The sequence below is a fragment of the Gordonia oryzae genome (assembly GCF_003797185.1).
Taxonomy (GTDB): Bacteria; Actinomycetota; Actinomycetes; order Mycobacteriales; family Mycobacteriaceae; genus Gordonia; species Gordonia oryzae.
In genome coordinates, this window is the sequence record NZ_RKMH01000003.1 from 289,203 (window position 1) to 307,962 (window position 18,760).

Annotated in this window: 19 protein-coding genes; 12 read left to right on the forward strand and 7 right to left on the reverse strand. The window is 65.3% G+C overall.

The window, feature by feature from the left end:
- Positions 1 to 89 precede the first annotated feature (89 nt).
- Positions 90 to 725: a TetR/AcrR family transcriptional regulator gene (locus tag EF294_RS05535; RefSeq protein ID WP_123926469.1), complete on the forward strand. Its 636-nt coding sequence runs from the start codon at positions 90 to 92 to the stop codon at positions 723 to 725.
- A 13-nt stretch (positions 726 to 738) separates the two neighbouring features.
- The gene (locus tag EF294_RS05540) at positions 739 to 3,084 is read left to right on the forward strand and encodes an MMPL family transporter (protein WP_123926472.1); all 2,346 of its coding nucleotides are present in this window, start codon (positions 739 to 741) and stop codon (positions 3,082 to 3,084) included.
- A 170-nt stretch (positions 3,085 to 3,254) separates the two neighbouring features.
- Here EF294_RS05540 and EF294_RS21650 read toward each other — a convergent pair whose 3' ends face one another.
- Positions 3,255 to 3,359: an immunity 63 family protein gene (locus EF294_RS21650; RefSeq protein ID WP_221182439.1), complete on the reverse strand. Its 105-nt coding sequence runs from the start codon at positions 3,357 to 3,359 to the stop codon at positions 3,255 to 3,257.
- Positions 3,352 to 3,675 carry a putative quinol monooxygenase gene (locus EF294_RS05545; protein ID WP_123926475.1) on the reverse strand — a complete coding sequence of 108 codons (324 nt, stop codon included), beginning with the start codon at positions 3,673 to 3,675 and terminating at the stop codon, positions 3,352 to 3,354. The genes EF294_RS21650 and EF294_RS05545 overlap by 8 nt, the downstream gene beginning before the upstream one ends.
- 159 nt (positions 3,676 to 3,834) lie before the next feature.
- Between EF294_RS05545 and EF294_RS05550 the strand changes: the two genes are divergently transcribed.
- Both EF294_RS05550 and EF294_RS05555 read left to right on the forward strand, forming a co-directional pair.
- Positions 3,835 to 5,262 carry an aldehyde dehydrogenase family protein gene (locus tag EF294_RS05550; RefSeq protein WP_123926478.1) on the forward strand — a complete coding sequence of 476 codons (1,428 nt, stop codon included), beginning with the start codon at positions 3,835 to 3,837 and terminating at the stop codon, positions 5,260 to 5,262.
- 256 nt (positions 5,263 to 5,518) lie between these two features.
- Entirely contained in the window at positions 5,519 to 6,769 is a 1,251-nt protein-coding gene (locus EF294_RS05555; protein WP_123926481.1) for an SAM-dependent methyltransferase, read from the forward strand.
- Here EF294_RS05555 and EF294_RS05560 read toward each other — a convergent pair.
- Genes EF294_RS05560 through EF294_RS05570 form a run of 3 tightly spaced genes read right to left on the reverse strand, consistent with a single transcriptional unit; the run spans position 6,732 to position 8,975 of the window.
- On the reverse strand, positions 6,732 to 7,574 hold the full coding sequence (locus EF294_RS05560) for an alpha/beta hydrolase (protein ID WP_123926484.1): 843 nt from the start codon (positions 7,572 to 7,574) through the stop codon (positions 6,732 to 6,734). The genes EF294_RS05555 and EF294_RS05560 overlap by 38 nt on opposite strands.
- A 2-nt stretch (positions 7,575 to 7,576) precedes the next feature.
- Positions 7,577 to 7,969: a hypothetical protein gene (locus EF294_RS05565; RefSeq protein ID WP_123926487.1), complete on the reverse strand. Its 393-nt coding sequence runs from the start codon at positions 7,967 to 7,969 to the stop codon at positions 7,577 to 7,579.
- Between the two features lie 7 nt (positions 7,970 to 7,976).
- Complete coding sequence (locus EF294_RS05570; RefSeq protein WP_123926490.1) at positions 7,977 to 8,975, reverse strand: helix-turn-helix transcriptional regulator; 999 nt, start codon at positions 8,973 to 8,975, stop codon at positions 7,977 to 7,979.
- Between the two features lie 94 nt (positions 8,976 to 9,069).
- Between EF294_RS05570 and EF294_RS05575 the strand changes: the two genes are divergently transcribed.
- The 4 genes from EF294_RS05575 to EF294_RS22660 all read left to right on the forward strand — a co-directional run bounded on the left by EF294_RS05575 (position 9,070) and on the right by EF294_RS22660 (position 12,406).
- Positions 9,070 to 9,663 (forward strand): TIGR03086 family metal-binding protein, encoded by a 594-nt coding sequence (locus EF294_RS05575; RefSeq protein WP_123926493.1) that lies wholly within the window; start codon positions 9,070 to 9,072, stop codon positions 9,661 to 9,663.
- A gap of 60 nt (positions 9,664 to 9,723) precedes the next feature.
- Positions 9,724 to 10,161, forward strand: coding sequence for a TIGR03668 family PPOX class F420-dependent oxidoreductase (locus tag EF294_RS05580; protein WP_123926497.1), 438 nt, complete (start codon positions 9,724 to 9,726; stop codon positions 10,159 to 10,161).
- A 1,019-nt stretch (positions 10,162 to 11,180) separates the two neighbouring features.
- Complete coding sequence (locus EF294_RS05595) at positions 11,181 to 11,918, forward strand: pirin family protein (protein WP_123926500.1); 738 nt, start codon at positions 11,181 to 11,183, stop codon at positions 11,916 to 11,918.
- A 125-nt stretch (positions 11,919 to 12,043) separates the two neighbouring features.
- Positions 12,044 to 12,406 (forward strand): hypothetical protein, encoded by a 363-nt coding sequence (locus EF294_RS22660; protein WP_123926503.1) that lies wholly within the window; start codon positions 12,044 to 12,046, stop codon positions 12,404 to 12,406.
- A gap of 113 nt (positions 12,407 to 12,519) precedes the next feature.
- Here the strand turns inward: EF294_RS22660 and EF294_RS05605 are convergent, their stop codons facing one another.
- Together EF294_RS05605 and EF294_RS05610 are read right to left on the reverse strand one after the other, a co-directional pair.
- On the reverse strand, positions 12,520 to 13,191 hold the full coding sequence (locus tag EF294_RS05605; RefSeq protein WP_123926506.1) for an MspA family porin: 672 nt from the start codon (positions 13,189 to 13,191) through the stop codon (positions 12,520 to 12,522).
- Between the two features lie 64 nt (positions 13,192 to 13,255).
- Positions 13,256 to 13,939, reverse strand: a complete 684-nt coding sequence (locus EF294_RS05610; protein ID WP_123926509.1) for an MspA family porin — start codon at positions 13,937 to 13,939, stop codon at positions 13,256 to 13,258.
- A gap of 263 nt (positions 13,940 to 14,202) precedes the next feature.
- On the opposite strand from EF294_RS05610, the gene EF294_RS05615 reads away from it, so the two are divergent.
- From EF294_RS05615 to EF294_RS05630, 4 genes are all read left to right on the forward strand, one after another.
- The gene (locus EF294_RS05615) at positions 14,203 to 16,149 is read left to right on the forward strand and encodes an APC family permease (protein WP_123926512.1); all 1,947 of its coding nucleotides are present in this window, start codon (positions 14,203 to 14,205) and stop codon (positions 16,147 to 16,149) included.
- A gap of 96 nt (positions 16,150 to 16,245) precedes the next feature.
- Entirely contained in the window at positions 16,246 to 16,665 is a 420-nt protein-coding gene (locus tag EF294_RS05620) for a hypothetical protein (RefSeq protein ID WP_123926515.1), read from the forward strand.
- Positions 16,666 to 16,992: 327 nt separating this feature from the next.
- Positions 16,993 to 17,895 carry an ABC transporter ATP-binding protein gene (locus EF294_RS05625; protein ID WP_123926518.1) on the forward strand — a complete coding sequence of 301 codons (903 nt, stop codon included), beginning with the start codon at positions 16,993 to 16,995 and terminating at the stop codon, positions 17,893 to 17,895.
- A 31-nt stretch (positions 17,896 to 17,926) separates the two neighbouring features.
- Positions 17,927 to 18,742 (forward strand): ABC transporter permease, encoded by an 816-nt coding sequence (locus EF294_RS05630; RefSeq protein WP_123926521.1) that lies wholly within the window; start codon positions 17,927 to 17,929, stop codon positions 18,740 to 18,742.
- Positions 18,743 to 18,760 lie beyond the last annotated feature (18 nt).

The window sequence follows — 18,760 nt, forward strand, 5'->3', positions numbered from 1 at the left end:
TCACCTGCGGGCCGCGGTGAGACCACCCCCTCAAAATTGCACAGGTCTGCAACATTGCAGTCCCGTGCAATTTCCGTACGGTGGGAGTCATGCGATCCCCCGGCCTGCGTGAGTCCAAGAAGGCAGCCACCCGCCTCGCCCTTGCAGAGACGGTCCTGATCCTGGCCACCCGCGATGGCATCGACGCGGTGACCATCGACGCCGTCGCCGCCGAGGTCGGGGTATCGGTGCGCACCTTCCACAACTACTTCACCAGCAAAGAGGACGCCCTCATCGCCTTTGTCGGCATACTCCTCGACCGCATCGATGACGGCGTCCGCGCCCGCCCGCAGGGCGAATCACTCTGGGATTCGTTGAGATTCGCAATGATCGAGATCGCCACCGACTCCGACACCAACCCGGAGTCGCTGGTCACGCTGCTGCGCATGTTCGACACCGAACCCACCCTGACCGCACACTCCCGCAGCATCAATCTCGGCGCCTCGATCGATACCCGACTGTCGGAGATGATGGCTGCCCGCGGCGCCGATCCCGAGACTCTGCGGCCCCATCTTGCGTTCACCACCGCGCTGTGTGCGGCGCGGACCGCGCTCGAATTCTGGTCGGCGCACCGAAACTCGGGACACCACTCCGCCCGCGAGATGCTCAATGCCGCTTTCGATCAGCTGGGAGCCGGTATGGCACAACAACTTCCGATACGATCCCCGAGCTTGTCCAACAACTGAGGAGTTTTGTTCCGTGGCAACATTCCTGTCCCGGGTGGGCCGTTGGGCCTACACCAACCGGTTCAAGACCATCGCCGTGTGGATCTTGGTACTGATCGCGCTCGGTGTCGGCGCAGCGTTCCTGTCCAAACCCACCACCGAGAGTTTCTCGATCCCGGGCATTCCGTCCGAGCGGGCGCAGAACCTCATGGTCGAACGCTTCCCGGACAAGCCGAAATTCGGAGACGACGTCAGCGTGACCTACGTGGTGGCCACGCCCAAGGGGGCGTCGCTCACCGATCCGCGATACGCCTCCGCTGTGCAGCGCATGCTCGACGAGCTCAAGACTGTCGAGAAGGTGAAGAACCCCGACAAACTCATCAACCCACTCTTGGTCTACGGCACACAGGCCAATCCCGGGCCCATCCGCCAGCAGCTGATCGCTTTCCAGGAGAAGACATTCGGCGCCACTCCCGAGGCCGCTGCGGCCACCGTGCAGGCCGGAGCGCCGGTCAACGCCGACGCCACCGCCGTGCAGTTCGGGGCGGGGTTCGATGTCTCGGCAGCCAAGAATGTCACCTCGTCGATGCACGATGCGATGGACAAGGTCGCCCAGACCGGCCGCGACGCCGGACTGACCGTCGAGATGAAGGGCACCGCCACAAGCAGATCCAAGTTCGGCGAAACCTCGGAGATCATCGGTATCGGGATCGGCGCGATCATCCTGATCCTGACCTTCGCCTCCCTGGTCGCCTGGGGTATGCCGATTCTGACAGCAATCATCGGTGCCGCCGTGGGCGTGCTCGGAGTATCGATCGCGACCGGCTTCTTCGACCTGAGCGAGGAAACCCCGGTGCTGGCGACGATGATCGGCCTGGCCGTCGGAATCGACTACGCGCTGTTCATCGTGTCGCGCTACCGACATGAGATGCACAAGTCGGCAGATCGTGCCGAGGCCGCCGGCCGCGCGGTGGGCACCGCGGGCTCGGCGGTGGTCTTCGCCGGATCGACGGTGGTGATTGCGCTCGCCGCGCTCGCCGTTGTCAACATCCCGTTCCTCACCGCGATGGGCATCGCCGCCGCAGTCACCGTCATCGTGGCCGTCCTGCTGGCGCTGACGCTGCTGCCGGCGATCCTGGGGCTATTCGGCAGCAAGGCTTTTGCCGGACGCCTGCGTTTCCTCAATGCCCCCGACGTCACCGGCGAGGAGTCGGTGCGCGTGCACAACGGACAGCGGTACGTGCGGCGGGTGGTGGATCATCCGCGTGTCATCACCGGTGTCATCGTCGTGCTGCTGATCCTGCTTGCCTTACCTGTGGCGGGACTCACACTGGCGTTGCCCAACGACGCCACCGCGGACCCCTCGACCACCCAGCGACGGGCCTACGACCTCGTCGCCGACGAGTACGGACCCGGATACAACGGACCGCTCGTCCTCGTGGTCGACGGACGCGGCGTCACCGGTGTGCCCGAACGCGTGCAAGCCTTCGATCGCCTCGTCGATCAGGTGCGCTCCACCAACGGTGTGGCACACGCGTGGATCGCCGCCGACGGCATCAACAAGGCCGGCGACACCGCCGAAATCTCCGTGATCCCCTCCAGCGCAGCCGATTCGGACCAGACGCACGATCTGGTGACCACCCTGCGCGACATGGAGTCCGGCGTCGAGAAACGCACCGACCTGACCTACGGGGTGACCGGGCAGACGGCGATCGAACTCGACGTCTCCGACCGGTTGTCGAGTTCGCTGATCCCCTACCTGGTGATCGTGATCGGCCTGGCGTTCTTGATCCTGACCGTGGTGTTCCGCTCGATCCTGGTGCCTCTGGTCGCCGCACTCGGGTTCCTGCTGTCGGTCGCGGCCACCTTCGGCGTCACCGTCGCGCTGTTCTCCGACGGCTGGGGCGGCATTGTCGGCAATCCGCAGCCGCTGGTGAGCTTCTTGCCGATCATGTTGGTGGGCATCGTGTTCGGCTTGGCGATGGACTATCAAGTGTTTCTGGTGACGCGCATGCGGGAGGCATATAAACACGGTGCCGACGCGAAGCAGGCGGTCGTCATCGGGTACCGGCACAGTGCGCGCGTGGTAGCCGCTGCCGCCGCCATCATGACCTCGGTGTTCGCCGCGTTCATGTTGCAGGACATGCAATTCATCAAGGTGATGGGCTTCGCACTCGCCATCGCCGTAGTCTTCGACGCGTTCCTCATCCGCATGACGCTGATGCCTGCCGTGCTCACCCTGCTCGGCGACAAGGCGTGGTGGCTGCCGCGCTGGCTCGACCGCATCCTGCCCAACATCGACGTCGAGGGCGAGCAACTCGGTGCCGGCACAACACCCGATGACGCACCCGAACGCGACTCCGTCGGCACCTCACGCTGAGTCCTGCGCCGAGCGCAACCCGCGGCGTCGGCGCCACGCGAGACCAACTCAGCTCGCGTGGCGTCGAGCCATTGCCGGACCCGTACCGTGTCGGCCGCTCCGAGTGCGTCGCACTATCCCGCCATGCCGCACGCCCCGTGCACCCGGCTCGTGGAGGCCGTGGGCTCGATCTACTCGGGGGCGATCCGCACGAACTCCACACGTTCGGTGGCCACCCGATCGGAAACGAACTGTCCTCGTTCCCGACTCATCAGATGCCAGGAGTCGTTAAGCATCAACCGCCATCTCCCCCAACTCCGACCACTCATCCTGATCGACGGTGGTGTTGATGATCTTCGGGGTCTCGGCGAGATAAGCGGGCAGTTCGGCGGTGGCCTTCGCGAAGTGATCACTGTTGACGTGGGCTCCGGCGGCGTCGTCGTCGAAGGCCTCGATGAGGACGTAGGCATTCGGGTCGTCGATGCTGCGCGACCACTCGAACCAGCGATTGCCCGGTTCGGAGCGAGTGGCCTCGGTGAATTCCTTGCTCAGCGACGGCCAGGAGTCGGCGTATTCGGGCTTGATCTTCCAGGTGGCGACGATGTGGATCATGAGGATCAGCCTAGGACGCCAACCGGTGAGTTCGGTGCTCCGATCCGTCTCGTTCTGAGACAGTTCACCTCTGCTTACCGACCGCTAGCTCGGTCGTCTTCCGGGAGGGATACTGTGGGGTGGAACACACATGGGCACCAGCCCCGAGACGGAGGACATATGCGCGAGATCACCAAGTTCTACATCGACGGCCAGTGGGTCGAGCCGACCGAGCTGAACCTCATCGATGTGATCAACCCGGCCACCGAGAAGTCGGCGGGTCAGGTCGCACTCGGCACCGCCGCCGACGTCGATGCCGCCGTCGCCGCGGCGAAGCGGGCCTTCACCACCTGGGGCGTCACCTCCGTCGAGGAGCGCACCGCCGTACTCAACGCCATCGTCGCCGAGTATCAGAAGCGCATGGACGATCTGGCCGCTGCGGTCACCGAGGAGATGGGCGCTCCGGCCGGGTTGTCGAAGGCCGCTCAGGTACCGATCGGGCTCGGTCATCTCATGACCGCCGCGGCGACTCTGCCCACCTATTCGTTCGGTGAGGACCGCGGCAGCCACCGCATCGTCAAGGAGCCGGTCGGCGTGTGCGGGTTCATCACCCCGTGGAACTGGCCGCTCAACCAGGTGATGTGCAAGCTGGCCCCGGCCCTGGCCACCGGCTGCACCGTCGTGCTCAAGCCGTCGGAGATCGCGCCGTTCAGCGCAGCCATCGTGGCCGAGATCATGGATGCCGCAGGTGTTCCCGCGGGGGTGTTCAATCTCGTCAACGGTGACGGGCCGGGTGTCGGCGTCGCGTTGTCGTCGCACCCCGACGTCGACATGATCTCCTTCACCGGTTCCACCCGGGCCGGCATCGAGGTCGCCAAGAACGCTGCCCCGTCGGTCAAGCGCGTGGCGCAGGAACTCGGCGGCAAGAGCCCCAACATCATCCTCGACGACGAGGATTTCGCCAAAAACGTCGCCGGCGGCATTGCAACGATGATGCTCAACTCAGGCCAGTCGTGTAATGCGCCGAGCCGCATGCTTGTTCCCCACTCGCGGCTCGACGAAGTCGCCGAGATCGCCACGGCGACCGGTGCCAATCTGACCGTCGGCGATCCCAACAGCAGCGTCCAGCTGGGCCCGGTGGTCTCCGAGGCCCAGTTCGAGAAGATCCAGGGTCTCATCGAGCGCGCAATCGACGAGGGCGCCAACGCCGTCATCGGCGGGGCGGGTCGACCGGACGGCCTGGAGACGGGCTTCTACGTCAAGCCGACCGTGTTCACCAACGTCACCAACGACATGGAGATCGCCCGTACTGAGGTCTTCGGGCCGGTGTTGGTGGTGATCGGCTACGACTCGATCGACGAGGCCATCAAGATCGCGAACGACACCGAGTACGGCCTGGCCGGCTACGTGTCCGGCAAGGACCTCGACGAGGTGCGCCGCATCGGCGGGGCCATCCGAGCCGGATCAATCTCGCTCAACGGCGCGCAAGTTGACCCGGCCGCCCCGTTCGGCGGCTACAAGAAGAGCGGCAACGGCCGCGAGTGGGGCGGCGACTACGGCTTCGAGGACTTCCTCGAGGTCAAGTCGCTGCTGGGCTACAGCGCCTGACTCGCCGACCGCAGCGCCACATAGCGGCGCCTCGGGTACCGCCGACAGCGCTCTTCACCTCGCCGACCGCGCCATTTCAGCCGCCGACCGCGCTTTCCGAGCGCGGTCGGCGGTATCGGGGGCGCTGTCGGCGTTTTTCCGGGCGCCGTCGTCGGTATTGGGGGCGCTGTCGGCGGGCAACTGCCGCCCGCGGTGACCCATCCGCACCGCGGTGGGCGGCGAACAACGGGTGACCGACCCCATCCCAGGAGGCCCCATGACCGTCGCCGCATCGCTGGCACGAGTGATCGAAGACCGGATCGGCGGCGAACTGCCGGTGCATCTGACCGCGTGGGACGGCAGCACCGCCGGCCCGCACGATGCGCCGCATCTCGTCCTTTACAGCCGGGATGCGTTGCGGCGCATGCTGTGGCATCCGGGCGAACTCGGCGCGGCGCAGGCCTATGTGACCGGTGAACTCGACGTCTCCGGTGACCTCGACGAGGCACTGACCCACGTGTGGGCGGCGGTCACCGAGCGCGGTCTGGGACCGATCCGTCCGACGCCCCGTCTGCTGTTCGACCTCGCCCGACTCGCCGTCACCCACCGGCTGCTCGGCCCGCCGATGGCCCCGCCGGCCACCCAGGCCCGGGTGCGCGGGCAACTGCATTCGCGAGCCCGGGACCGGGCCGCGATCAGCCACCACTACGACTTGTCGAACGACTTCTACGCACTGCTCCTCGACGAGCACATGGCGTACTCGAGCGCATTGTGGACCTCCGACGACCCGGGTTACTCGCTGGCCGATGCACAGGCCGACAAGCTGGACCGGGTGTGTCGCAACGTCGGACTGGACCAGCTCGGGCCGGGAGCCCGTCTCCTCGACATCGGATGCGGATGGGGTTCACTGTCGCTGTATGCAGCCCAGCACTACGGCGCCCGCGTCATCGGCGTGACGATCGCCGCCGAGCAGAAAAGGTTCATCGACGCCCGTATCGCCGAACGCGGCCTCGGCGACCTTGTGGAGATCCGCGTCCAGGACTACCGCGAGATACCCGACACCGGTTTCGACGCCGTCGCCTCGATCGAGATGGGTGAACATGTAGGGCAACGCAACTACCCGACGTACGCGCAGGTGTTGCACGACAAAGTGATTCCCGGTGGCGGCGTGTGTATCCAGCAGATGTCGCGGCGCGCCGGACACCATCCGGGTGGCGGACCGTTCATCGAGTCCTTCATCGCCCCCGACATGTACATGCGTCCGGTCTCGCAGACGGTCGGCATGCTCGCCGACGCCGGGCTGCACGTGACCGACATCCGGCACATGGGCCATGACTACGTGCGCACCGTCGACGCATGGTACGAGACGTTCGAGAAGAACCAGGCCGCCGTCATCGACCTGGTCGGCGAGGAGATGGCGCGGGTGTGGCGGCTCTACCTCGTCGGCGGTCGAATGGCCTTCCGCGACGGCCGCATGGACGTCGAGCAGATCACGATGCGCCGACCTGCTGCGCCAGCCAGCGCGTGAGAGTGCCGATCACCTCGTCCTTTTCGGGCTCGTTAAAGATTTCGTGACGCAATCCGTCCCAGATGATCAACGTCTTGTCGGTCGACGACGCCAACTCGTCGACGAGCCGGCTGCCGTCGGGGTTGGTGAGCGTGTCCTCGCTGCCGTGCATTACCAGCACCGGCATCCGTAGCGAGGGCAGCCGCGCGGGAAACGACTGCATGGTCGAGACCATCTCGGCTCCGAGACGGGCGGGAATCTTGCCGCGGTGCACCAGCGGGTCGGACTCGTAGTCGGCGACCACCGCCGGGTCCCGGCTGATACTCCCCGAGTCCAGAGCGAGCGTCGGCAAGGTGGGGGCGATCTTGCCCACCAGCTTGGACACCGCGATCAGCGGACCGGGCAGATCGTCGCCCGGCATGATCGCCGCACCGGACAACACCAGTCCGGCAAGGGCTTCGGGGTGATCGAGCGCGTAGTCCAAGGCGATGCACCCGCCCATGCTGTGGCCGATCAAGAAGGTCGGCACGCCGTCGATCCCCGTCTCGGAGATCACCCGGGCGAGGTCGTCGGTGTACTGGCTGAACCGGGTGATGCGCATCCGGGCCCCACCCGAACGCCCGTGACCGAGGTGATCGGGAACGGCGACGAGATACCCGGCCCCGGTGAGAGCATCGACGACATGCCGGTAGCGCCGGCCATGCTCGCCCATCCCGTGTGCGATGACGACCACGGCACGCGGCTCACCGTCATCCGGCCGGTACAGGTCGTAGACGATCGTCTCACCGTGCGCCCCGCGGAATTGCCGTTCTTCGGCTGCCGACATGGTCACCCCAGCCCGATCCGCGACATCACGCTGCGCCCGGCCGATTCGATCGCGCCGAGCGGCTTGAGCGCCGTCTCACCCACCGCGACAAGCACTTCCACCCTGCCGACGACCTTCTCCAGACGGGCGACGACGTCGGCCATCCGGTCGACGGTCACATCGACCATGTTCAGGGTCGTACTCAGCTGCCCCAAGGTGGAGTTGAGCGATTCGATGGTGCCGTCCAGGTCGGACAGCGTGCGGTCGAAGCCGTCGAGTGCCGAGCCCAGGTCGGTCAGGATCGTGTCGACCTGCTCGACGGTCACATCCGCATTGAGCGCAGCCTGCGCCAACTTCCGGATTCGCTGACGCTCACCGGGACGCGCCCCCACCCCATGCACACCTTTGTCTGCCATGGCGTCATTATCGCTGTTCGGGCGAGGTAGAGGGGGCAAATGCGGGCACCGGCAGCTCAGAGTGCACTGGCGCGAGTCGCTGGGCGCGTTCTTCCAACTCTCGTCGCAGCGCAATCGGCTCGATCACCGACAACTCGATATCGAACGACAGCCACCACAGGATGCGTGTCGCGTGCGCCCCGTCGCCGAAGCGCAGCGTCACACGCACCCCGCCGACTGTTTCGGTGGCGTCCGAGGCGGGTTCCACGGACAGGACCGATACCGGTCCGCGCGTCAGGGCCTTCACCGATTCCGGTGAGCACGCAACCGTCACGTCGAGCGGCGTGAAACCGGAACGGAACGCATCCCGACGACGTTCCCACACCTGCTCGAGATCGACGGAGTCCGCACGGTCGGCGGGCTCGTCGAGAAGGCGCACATCCTTCATCCTGGAGATCCGGTACATACGTTCATCCCCTTGAGAATTCGCGACCAGATACCAGGTGTCACCGGCGACGATCAGCCCGATCGGATCGAGAACGCGTTCGGTGGGCTCTGCTCCGGGCCGCTGATAGACCACCGCGATCCGCCGACCCGCGACGACGGCCTGCTGGACCGGCGGCAGCGCATCGAGGTCGTCGGCTGCTTTCACGAATCCGTCGGGGCGCACAAGGATTCGACGGGCCGCGTCGGCCACCTGGCCGCGGTGCGCATCCGGTAGGGATGCCTCGAGTTTGCGTTTGGCGCGCGCCGCCGCCGGCGAGTCGATTCGTCCTCCACCGGAGAGCAGCGCAATCGATTCGTGCAGCGTCAGTCCCGAGAGGTCTGTCCGATATCCCGGGACCAATGCGAATCCGCCGTGGCGGCCCCGTTCGGAGTAGACCGGCACACCGGACAACGACAGCGCCTCTATGTCGCGGAGCACCGTACGTTCGGAGACCTCCAGCTCCGTCGCCAACTCGGCAGCGGTCATCCGACCCCGTGATCGCAGCAGCATCAGGACCGACAACAACCGCTCGGCGCGCATGGGAAAAGTCTGTCAGAAAATCACGACACAAGGTGTCAGGTATCGCGAGTTCACTGGTCCTCGCCAGCCCGAAGAAACCGAAAGGACCTCCGTCATGACGAACACTCAGCCCGCAGATCCCCGCCCCGCTTACGCCGCGGCCACCCAATGGGTCGGCGAACTGCTCGCCCACGTTCGCGACGATCAGCTCGACTCCCCCACTCCGTGTGACGACTTCGACGTCCGCATGCTCGCCCGACACCTCAACGGCACCGCCCACCGTGCGATCGCGCTCGCCGCTGGGGACGACGTTCTCGCCGTTCCCAGCATCGACGAGCATCACGACGCCGCCACCTACATCGACGCGACCGGCCGGGCGGCGGCGCTCTGGTCTGACGACGCGAAACTCACTGCTCCGGTACGGGTTCCGTGGGGAGAAGTTCCGGGAGCCGGAGCACTGTGGGGCTACGTCAACGAAACCCTGGTCCACGGCTGGGACCTCGCAGTGGCCACCGGCCAGACCGCCGAGACCGAGCAGGCACTGGCCGAGGCCACACTCGCGGTCGCCGGGCAATTCATCCCGGCCGAGATCCGCGCGGACGACGAGGTGCCGTTCAACGCCGTCGTCGAACCCCGCCCTGAGGCGGGCGCCACCGAGCGGTTGGCGAACTGGTCGGGGCGCAAGTCCGCGCCGTGGACGCGTGCTTGACGATCGCCCCTGCATGACGATCGCGCACCGCCACGTCGAAAGTGTGCGAGCGTGGACCTCATGTCCCTCGGCACTGGCTACGTGCGGGCCTTCGCCGCGGCGCGCGTCGCTCGTCTGGCCACCGCGCGCGCCGACGGCACACCGCATTTGGTACCCATAGTCTTCGCGCTCGATGACGAGCGCCTGGTCACCTGCGTCGACCACAAACCCAAACGCTCTCAAGCCCTCAGACGCCTGGCGAACATCGAGGAGAATCCCCGGGTGTCGGTGCTCGTCGATCACTATTCCGACGAATGGAAAGAGCTTTGGTGGGTGCGGGTGGACGGTCATGCTGTCATCGTCGACGCCGCCACCGAGCAGGGCACGAAGGCCATCACCGCGTTGGCGAGGAAGTACCCGCAGTATCGCGAGCACCGCCCGCACGGCGCGGTGATCATCGTGACCGGTCTGCGCTGGCACCATTGGTCGACGCAGACCGGCGCGGTCAGCCCGCGTTGACCCTGGGCAGGATTTCTTCGGTCAGTCGCTTCAGATCGTCCACCGTCTTCGACGTCGGGACATCCCGAAACGGCGGCCACAACAGCGGCATCGTCATGCCGGCGTCCCGGTACCGCTTGAGGATGTCCTCGATCTGCTGAGCGGTTCCGGCAAGCAGATTGGACGCTTTACCCGCCGGCGTCTGATCGGTCGGCTCGTCGGTGATCGTCCCCGAAGCAGCGGATCCTCGTCGTCGATGACGACGACGGCATTCGCACCGCGATCACCCGCGCAGAAGCCGTACCGCTCGCTGGATCGTCCACGTTTCGAGACTAGACAGCCGGGACCGGCCTGTGCGGTGAGAACGGGAGAGCAGTCGAACGGCAACCAGCAGCATCCGGGGCACCGACACCCGCGCCGGTTCGGCGCGAGCGGGAATACCGCGTGCCTCATCCGTCGTTGATGGCATCGACGGTCCCAGAGTCTGCCCCGGGCCCCACCCCATTTGCCGCTTCGAGCGGCCGCTTGCCGAGAGGCGCATTGTCTGGGGCCGTCGCTCTCACAGAGACAGTGCCCGGACCACCGACCAGCGGTCCGGGCACTGTGGAGATCCTCCATGAATTCCTCGAGGGCCGAGCCCGGATGCGTAAGCTGTCACAGCGGACGGCCCTTCTTCACGTCGCGGCGTCAGTTAAGGTGTGTCTCCCAATTCTTCTGCGAGGGACTGGCGCGAACGATTGCGTTCTGGCAAGGCGGAGGAGGAAGCGATAGCGGCAGCTATCGTGACCGACGACACCGCGGCCAGGGCGCAATCGGGCCGCCAAGACCCGCAAAGGGAATTGGGGGACACACCCTAGTATCCGGTCGATGTAATGGTCCGCGCGGTTGGCTGTCACGTGCGGACGGTCCTGGAGATCGGCGTGAAAGTTTTTCGATGCTCACCGACAACGCGCATTGACCGCGCAGGACGGCGCGGCACTGGGCGATCTGATGCGCGCGCTGGCCACCCATCTCGACGACTTGGAAGGCGAGACGCCCCCATGACCACCTCCGATCCCATTCGGGTGATCCGTTCCGACGACCGCCACCGGTGGGACAACGAGTGGCTCACCTCGCTCCAGTCCTTCCCCGTCACCGGCAATTTCGACCTCGCCGGCAACGCGCACGGCATCCTGCTGGTCAACAACGACGACACCGTCGACCCTGCCGAGGGCTTCGACACCCACGAACACACCGACGTCGAAATCATCACCTGGGTCGTCGACGGCGCTCTGCACCATCGGGATTCGCGCGGCAACTCCGGAATCCTCACGCCGGGCGTCGTGCAGCGGATGACCGCAGGCACCGGCATCACCCACTCCGAACGCAATGCCGCCACCCGCACCGAGCGCACCCGGTTGCGGGTCGTGCAGATGTGGGTCGCGACCGAATATGCCGGTCACGAACCTGAATACGCTGAAACCGACGTCACTTCCGCACTGTCGACCGGTGAACTCGTGCCGATTGTGTCGGGACTCGACCGCGATCGTCACAGCTGCGCACTATCCTTGCCGAATCCGTTTGCCGCACTGCACGCTGCGCGAATGACCGCGGGCACCTCGGCGGTGCTCCCGGGCGCCCGATTCGGTCACCTGTATGTCGTGCGCGGATCGGTAGCAGTCGACGGCACTCGTCTCACCGATGGGGATGCCGCACGCCTGACCGATGCGGGCGATGTCTCGGTCACTGCGATCCACGACGCAGAGATTCTCTACTGGGAGATGCACGCCGGATTCTGACTCATTGCCGATCCCGCGGCTCGGTGACCAGCGCCGGGCATCGCCACCGCCTCCATTCCCCGGATCACCGTCACTGATCCGTCCCGGGGTTTCCGGAGGGCGCCCCTTGAGAGAGGATGAAACCTATGGCAGCAGGATCGAAGCGGTGCTCGGCTGAGTTGAAGCGAGACGCCGTGGACATGGTGGCCCAGTTGGTGGCCCAAGGGTCGGCGGAGTGGCCGGCGATGCGGAAGGTGGCCACGGAGATGACGGTGAACGTGGTGACCGATGCGATCACCAATGCGATCGACAACAGAACATGTTGCGGGGTAGTCGATTTGAGTAAACGGGTCCATCATAGCGACGCCGGATCGCAGTATACTGCCATCGTGTTCGGGCAGCGATTGGCCGAGGACCCGATCGCGGCCTCTATCGGCACCGTCGCGGCCAGTTTCGACAATGCCCTGGCCGAATCGGTGAACTCGGACGACAAGAACGAACTGGTCTAGCTGAGCCTGGCTGAGGACCACCGCTACCCACTAGCCACACACTGTCGACCCCGGGATCAGGGATCGGCAGTGTGTGGCATCGTCAGTTCAGTGTCGGTCCTGTGAGAGGGAGATCAACCGAGGCTGAACGGCTTTCCATAGAACGTCGAGATCTGCTCGGCGTTGCTGGTGACGACCGTGACCTTTGCGTAGGAGCGCGCCTGCGCGTAGCCGCCGCAGCCGTTGATCTGAATCGTCTCATTCACATAGCTCAGTTTGGCCGAGTCAACGCCCTTGAAACTGACGCTCGAACTGTGCTTGTCGTTACCGAAGTCGTCGGCACTTTCCACGTCGTTGACGTACACATTGGCAGCCTGCCCCGGACCGATCGTGAGCTGACCACCACCCCCGACACCGGTGGACGAGGCCGCACCACTGGTCGTGCTGACCGTGTCGGAGCCGTTGCCCGAACCGGTCACTCCGGAGATGTTGATTTGGCACCCCACGATGTATCCGGCCTGCACCTTGATCTTCTTCGCCTTGGCGCTGGTGTGCACGGCGTAGCTCGCCGAGACCCAAGCGTTGCGATGCAGCGGAGTCCCCCCGAGCGACGGATTGATATTGGCGGTTTCCCCGGTACGGGTGACCGTGACGACGGTTCCGTCACCGAGCCGTTGCGTGTCGGTTTGCGACGGCAGAGCTACGTGCACGTCGGCGGCGGCCACGCCGGCCGCCGACAACAACGCAGCGGCACCGATCGCCACGGGCGCGCTCTTTACGATGAGTCGCTGGACGCTGATGGTCATGAGTCTTCCCCTTGGAAGTGGTGAGGCGTCGGTGACACCGACGCGAGGATGTCGAGAACGTTCATCAGCCGATCGAGAACGGCGCGCCGTAGAGGTTGATCTTGCGGTGGTTGTTTCCGGTCGTCTCCACCGTCACGAACGAGCGGGCCTGGGCGTATCCGCCGCAGTTCTGCACCTGCAACTGCGCACGGTCGTAGTCGAAGTAGTAGGTACCCGACTTCTCGATGTCCTTGTAGTCGAGCTGATAGAACACGACCTGTCCGGGCGAGACGGGGATGCTCGCGGTTCCGGTACCTCCCAAGGTGTTCTTGACCACGTCGAGGCTGCCCGACAGGCCGAGTGTGGCGTTGCTGATGTTGACCTGGCAACCGACGATGTAGCCGACAGACAACGTCGCAGCGGCTCCGTCGGTGGCGGTTCCATTGGAGCCGGGCATGGCCGACTCACCGGCCGGGCCGTTGTTGGGCCCGGCTGCCGACGGCTTCAGCCCGTCGGCCTTCAGGACGATGTTCGCGCTGACCCAGGCAGTTCGACCCAGCCCGTTATCGGCGAGCGATGGTGAGATCTGCGCGGTCTCGTGTGTACGAGTCAATGTCAAACCGTCGCCCGCAGCGGTGCCGTTGGGCAGTCGGACGAATGCATCGGCGTGGGCAGGCGCTGCGAGCGCAAGTGCCACACCGAGCGCCGCGGCGCCAGCGACCGCCGCCCGTGCGGCAATCGGACGCAGCCGTGACGTAGAGGTGCTCATTATTTCCCCTCGGAGATGATGTACCGGCCGCAGGTATCGGCGACCAAACGAAAACTATAGGTCCCACCTATACGAAAACGTGACTCTCAGGTGGACAATCGGAGTCAAAAAATCTTCGAGAGGGAAAACTTGCAAGTCGCCGAACGGTGATACGCGACAGAAGAGTGCCGAATTGTCCGTGTTTTCCGATCGGCATGATCCAAGCGTGGCGGTCCGCGAGGGTCTGCACACACACGCAGCCGTAGTGCCACTACAGTCATCGGATGCCCCTACTCGCGCTTCCTCCGACGATGCGACGATGGTTTCTCTCCGACATCTCCCCCGAGCCCGCCGGACTCATGGGTCCATATCGACGCACCAGCACCGAAACCGAGACCCACTCGTGGTGGAAGGTCATGTGCCTGACCGGCGTCGACTACTTTTCGTCACTGGGGTATCAACCGGGTATCGCTGCACTCGCCGCGGGCACGATCGCCCCGCTCGCCACGGTGGTGCTCGTAGCTCTCACCCTCTTCGGCGCGCTACCGGTGTATCGCTACATCGCCCAGCGCTCGCCTAAGGGGTCGGGATCGATCGCGATGCTCGAGCGCCTGCTCCCGTGGTGGGGAGGCAAGGTGTTCGTACTCGTGTTACTGGGCTTCGCAGCCACCGATTTCTTGATCACGATGACACTCTCTGCCGCCGATGCCTCAGCGCACTTCATCGAAAACCCTTTTGTTCCACATGCTTTCAATGGCCACAATATCGCCATTACTTTGGTCTTCCTGGCCTTTCTCGCGGCAATATTTCTGCGCGGCTTCACCGAGGCGATCACCGTTGCCGTGGGGCTCGTCGCGATCTACCTGACACTCAACGCGGTCGTCATCGCCCACGGACTGTGGCGGATCGCAACCTCGCCCCACGTGATCGTCGACTGGAGTCGCGCCATGACCGCCGAGCACGGCAACCCGTGGATGATGATCGCGGTCGCGCTGCTGGTGTTCCCCAAACTCGCCCTCGGTTTGTCCGGATTCGAGACCGGGGTCGCGGTGATGCCCCAGATAGACGGTTCGCCCGACGATCCACCCGATCGCCCGACGACCCGAATCGCCGGGGCCCGCAAACTTCTCACCACCGCGGCCGTGACCATGAGTATCCTGCTGATCACCAGCAGCCTCGTGTGTACCATCCTGATACCTGAGAAGGCATTCGACGTGGGCGGTCCGGCCAACGGCCGCGCGCTGGCCTTTCTTGCCCACACCGACCTCGGCAACGCCTTCGGCACGGTCTACGACATCAGTACGATCCTCATCCTGTGGTTCGCGGGCGCCTCGGCGATGGCCGGTTTGCTCAACCTCGTACCGCGCTACCTCCCGCGCTACGGGATGGCCCCGGACTGGGCCCGCGCCACCCGGCCGCTGGTCGTCGTGTTCATCCTGATCGCTGCCGGAGTCACGATCTACTTCGACGCCTCGGTGGACAAACAGGGCTCGGCGTATGCCACCGGCGTGCTCGTGCTGATGACCTCTGCCGCGGTCGCGGTGATGCTCTCGGTCCGCAAACATCGCCGACACGTCGCCACCATCTGTTTCGGCGGTATCGCCCTGGTGTTCTGCTACACCACCGTCACCAATGTCATCGAACGCCCCGAGGGTGTGCAGGTCGCCGCCTTCTTCATTGCCGCGATCCTCATCCTGTCGTTCGCATCCCGGATCAGTCGCTCATTCGAGCTGCGCAGCGGGGAGATCACATTCGACGAGACTGCTCAGCAAATCATTGACGGTGCAGCACTGGCCGGCGAGATCCACATCGTCACCCACGACCCCGACGATCGCTCCCTGGTCGAATATCGCGAAAAGGAACTCCAGCAACGCGCCGAGAGCCACATCCCCGACGCCGATCAGATCGTGTTCCTGGAAGTCAATGTCACCGATTCGTCGGACTTCGTCACCGATCTGGAAATCCACGGTCGCTATCACGAGGGCGGATTCCGCATCCTGTGGGTGAGCTCGGCGGCGGTACCGAACACGATTGCGTCCACCCTCTTCGCTATCCGTGACTGGACCGACCTCGTACCCAACGTCTACTTCGAATGGAGCGAGGACAATCCGATTGTCAATATCCTGCGCTTCCTGTTCATCGGGCAGGGTGAGGTGGCGGCGGTGACCCGCGAGGTGGTGCGCCGCGCCGAACCCGATGCCGCACGCAGGCCTGCGATTCACGTCGGCTGACGCACCACACCGTCGCGTGGATATCGCGGCAATCCGTGACGCGCGGCGCACCGAACGCCTGATGTCTGTCCACCACTGACATCGAGGAGAAACACCATGCGTTCACCAGCCCGCCTCGCACTCGGGTTCGCCATCGCCACCGCGGGAGCCGGCGCGATCGCCTTCGCGGCCGCACCGCACGCCGCGGCCGCTCCGATGGTCTGTCCGGCCCTGCCGGGCCAGACCGCCTCCAGCGAGAGCTGTTCGGCCAGTGCGTCGAACACCGGTCTGAGCCTGGCGATCACCGCCGATGGCGGCCGCGCCAGTTCTACCGCCACCAACTACGCCGGACCCGCGGCGATCGCCATCGGTCCCAACGCCTCGGTCACCATGACCGGCGTACGACCCGGCCTGGCTATCGGCATCGCCGGACCCGGCGCTTCGGTGACCGTCGACGGCGTGCACGGACCCACCTGCACCGGAACCGGAATGGCCTTCGCCGGCGACTTCCAGACACTGCAGGGGTGCTGGCGTTAGTCGGCCACCCTGCGCGAGCCTCGAGACGCGAATACCACTTCCGCCGGATCGTGCCGAAGACCCAGGCGTTTGTGGGATCTTTGACCCGATCCGGCGGGAACTGTATTCCTGACCGGCAGGACCCAGCCCTGTCGTGCGGTGGTCTCGGGACACGACATGCTCGCTACACTCGACCGGCATTGCTCGACCCTCGACCGGGGGCGGCGACCATCGAGGATTACCCGTGGTTCGTCGGACGGGTGGCGACACGACACATGACAGACGTCATGGACTATCGATGACATCTGCTCTGGCGGCGGGCGGAGCGTCGAGGGCATCGTGAGATGCATGAACACACCAGCAATCCGCACGAGAGATCTTCGCAAGACGTTCCGGGGCGGGGATGGCGGTCGGGTCACCGCCGTCGACGGCCTCGATCTGACCGTTGCACCGGGAGAGGTCGTCGCCTTCCTCGGCCCCAACGGAGCGGGTAAGACCACGACGATCGACATGATCCTCGGCCTGACCCAACCGGATTCGGGCTCTGTCGAGGTGTACGGGCAGGGCGCACGGTCTGCGGCTCGCGGCGGACGTATCGCCGCGGTGCTCCAGAACGGTGGTCTGCTACCCGATTTCACTGTCGAAGAGACCGTCCGCATTATCGCCTCGTTGCACGGCCGAGGCGCCGATTCCGAGTCGGCGATGGCCCGTGCCGACATCGCGCATCTGGCCGGACGCAAGGTGTCCCGCTGTTCCGGCGGTGAACAGCAACGACTCAAGTTCGCGCTGGCGACCCTGCCCGACCCCGACCTCATCGTGCTCGACGAACCGACCGCGGGCATGGATGTGGAATCCCGCCGGAACTTCTGGTCCGCCATGCGATCCGATGCCCGACGCGGACGCACCGTCGTGTTCGCCACCCACTATCTCGACGAGGCCGACGACTTCGCCGACCGCATCATCATGATCGCGCGTGGCCAGATCGTCGCCGACGGCTCCACCTCGGAGATCCGCGCGATGGCCAGCCGGCGTGTCGTCTCGGCGATCATGGACGAATCCGAACTCGCCGCCGTCGCGCGCGTCATCGCCGACCTCGAGGTCGTCGAACGCCGCGGTGGCCGAATCTATCTGTCCGCCACGGATTCCGATGCACTTGCCCGCGCCCTGCTGACGGGCACGAACGCCCGCCAGGTCGAGATCGCCACGCACAACCTCGAAGATGCGTTCCTCGCCCTCACCTCAGCTGCCTGACTGCACCACCCTTCGACAGAAAGTCGCCGCCATGACCACCGCCTCGCCCTCGTCCGCCGCACCTCGATCGGCGTCACACGACACCACACTCCGCGGATTCCTTCCCGCGCCCCTGTACATGCGCACCGACATCCGCCGCGTCCTGCGCAATCGGCGTGCCCTCGTTTTCACCGTCGCCATGCCCGGCCTGCTGTATCTCGTATTCGGTGCCACCCAGAAGTCCTCTGACACAGTCGGTTCGGGTAATGTTGCGTTCTACGTCCTGATCGGCATGGCCGTCTACGGCGCTGTACTCGCGGCCGCCTCCAATGCTGCGTCGGTGGCACTCGAACAGCAGGCCGGCTGGACGCGCACCCTGATGATGACGCCGCTGCAACCCACCGGATACGTGGCCACCAAGGTGTGCGTCGCGTTGGCGATGGGTGCGCTGCCGATCCTGGTGCTCACCGTCGCCGGGATCGCCACCGGCGCCCACGCCCCGGTCGGGGTGTGGATCGCCTGCCTGCTGCTCGGATGGATCGGCGCTTCGGTGTTCGCCGCTTTCGGTCTGGCCGTGGGCAGCATCATGAAATCCGACGGGGCAATGCAGGTGATGGGCGGCGTGTTGGCGCTGTTGGCCTTCGCCGGCAACGTGTTCGTCCCCCTCAAGGGCGTTATGCTGACCATCGCGCAGTTCACACCGATGTTCGGGGTCGTCACGCTCGCGCGCTATCCGCTCGATCACGGTGTCACCGTGTACGGCACCCACATCTCGCTCTGGGTAACCGTTGCCAATGTGATCATCTGGGCGGTGATCTTCGCCTCGACCGCCTCGTTCTTCTACAGTCGCAGTACGGCACGGCAGTGATCGGATGCGTCGACCAGC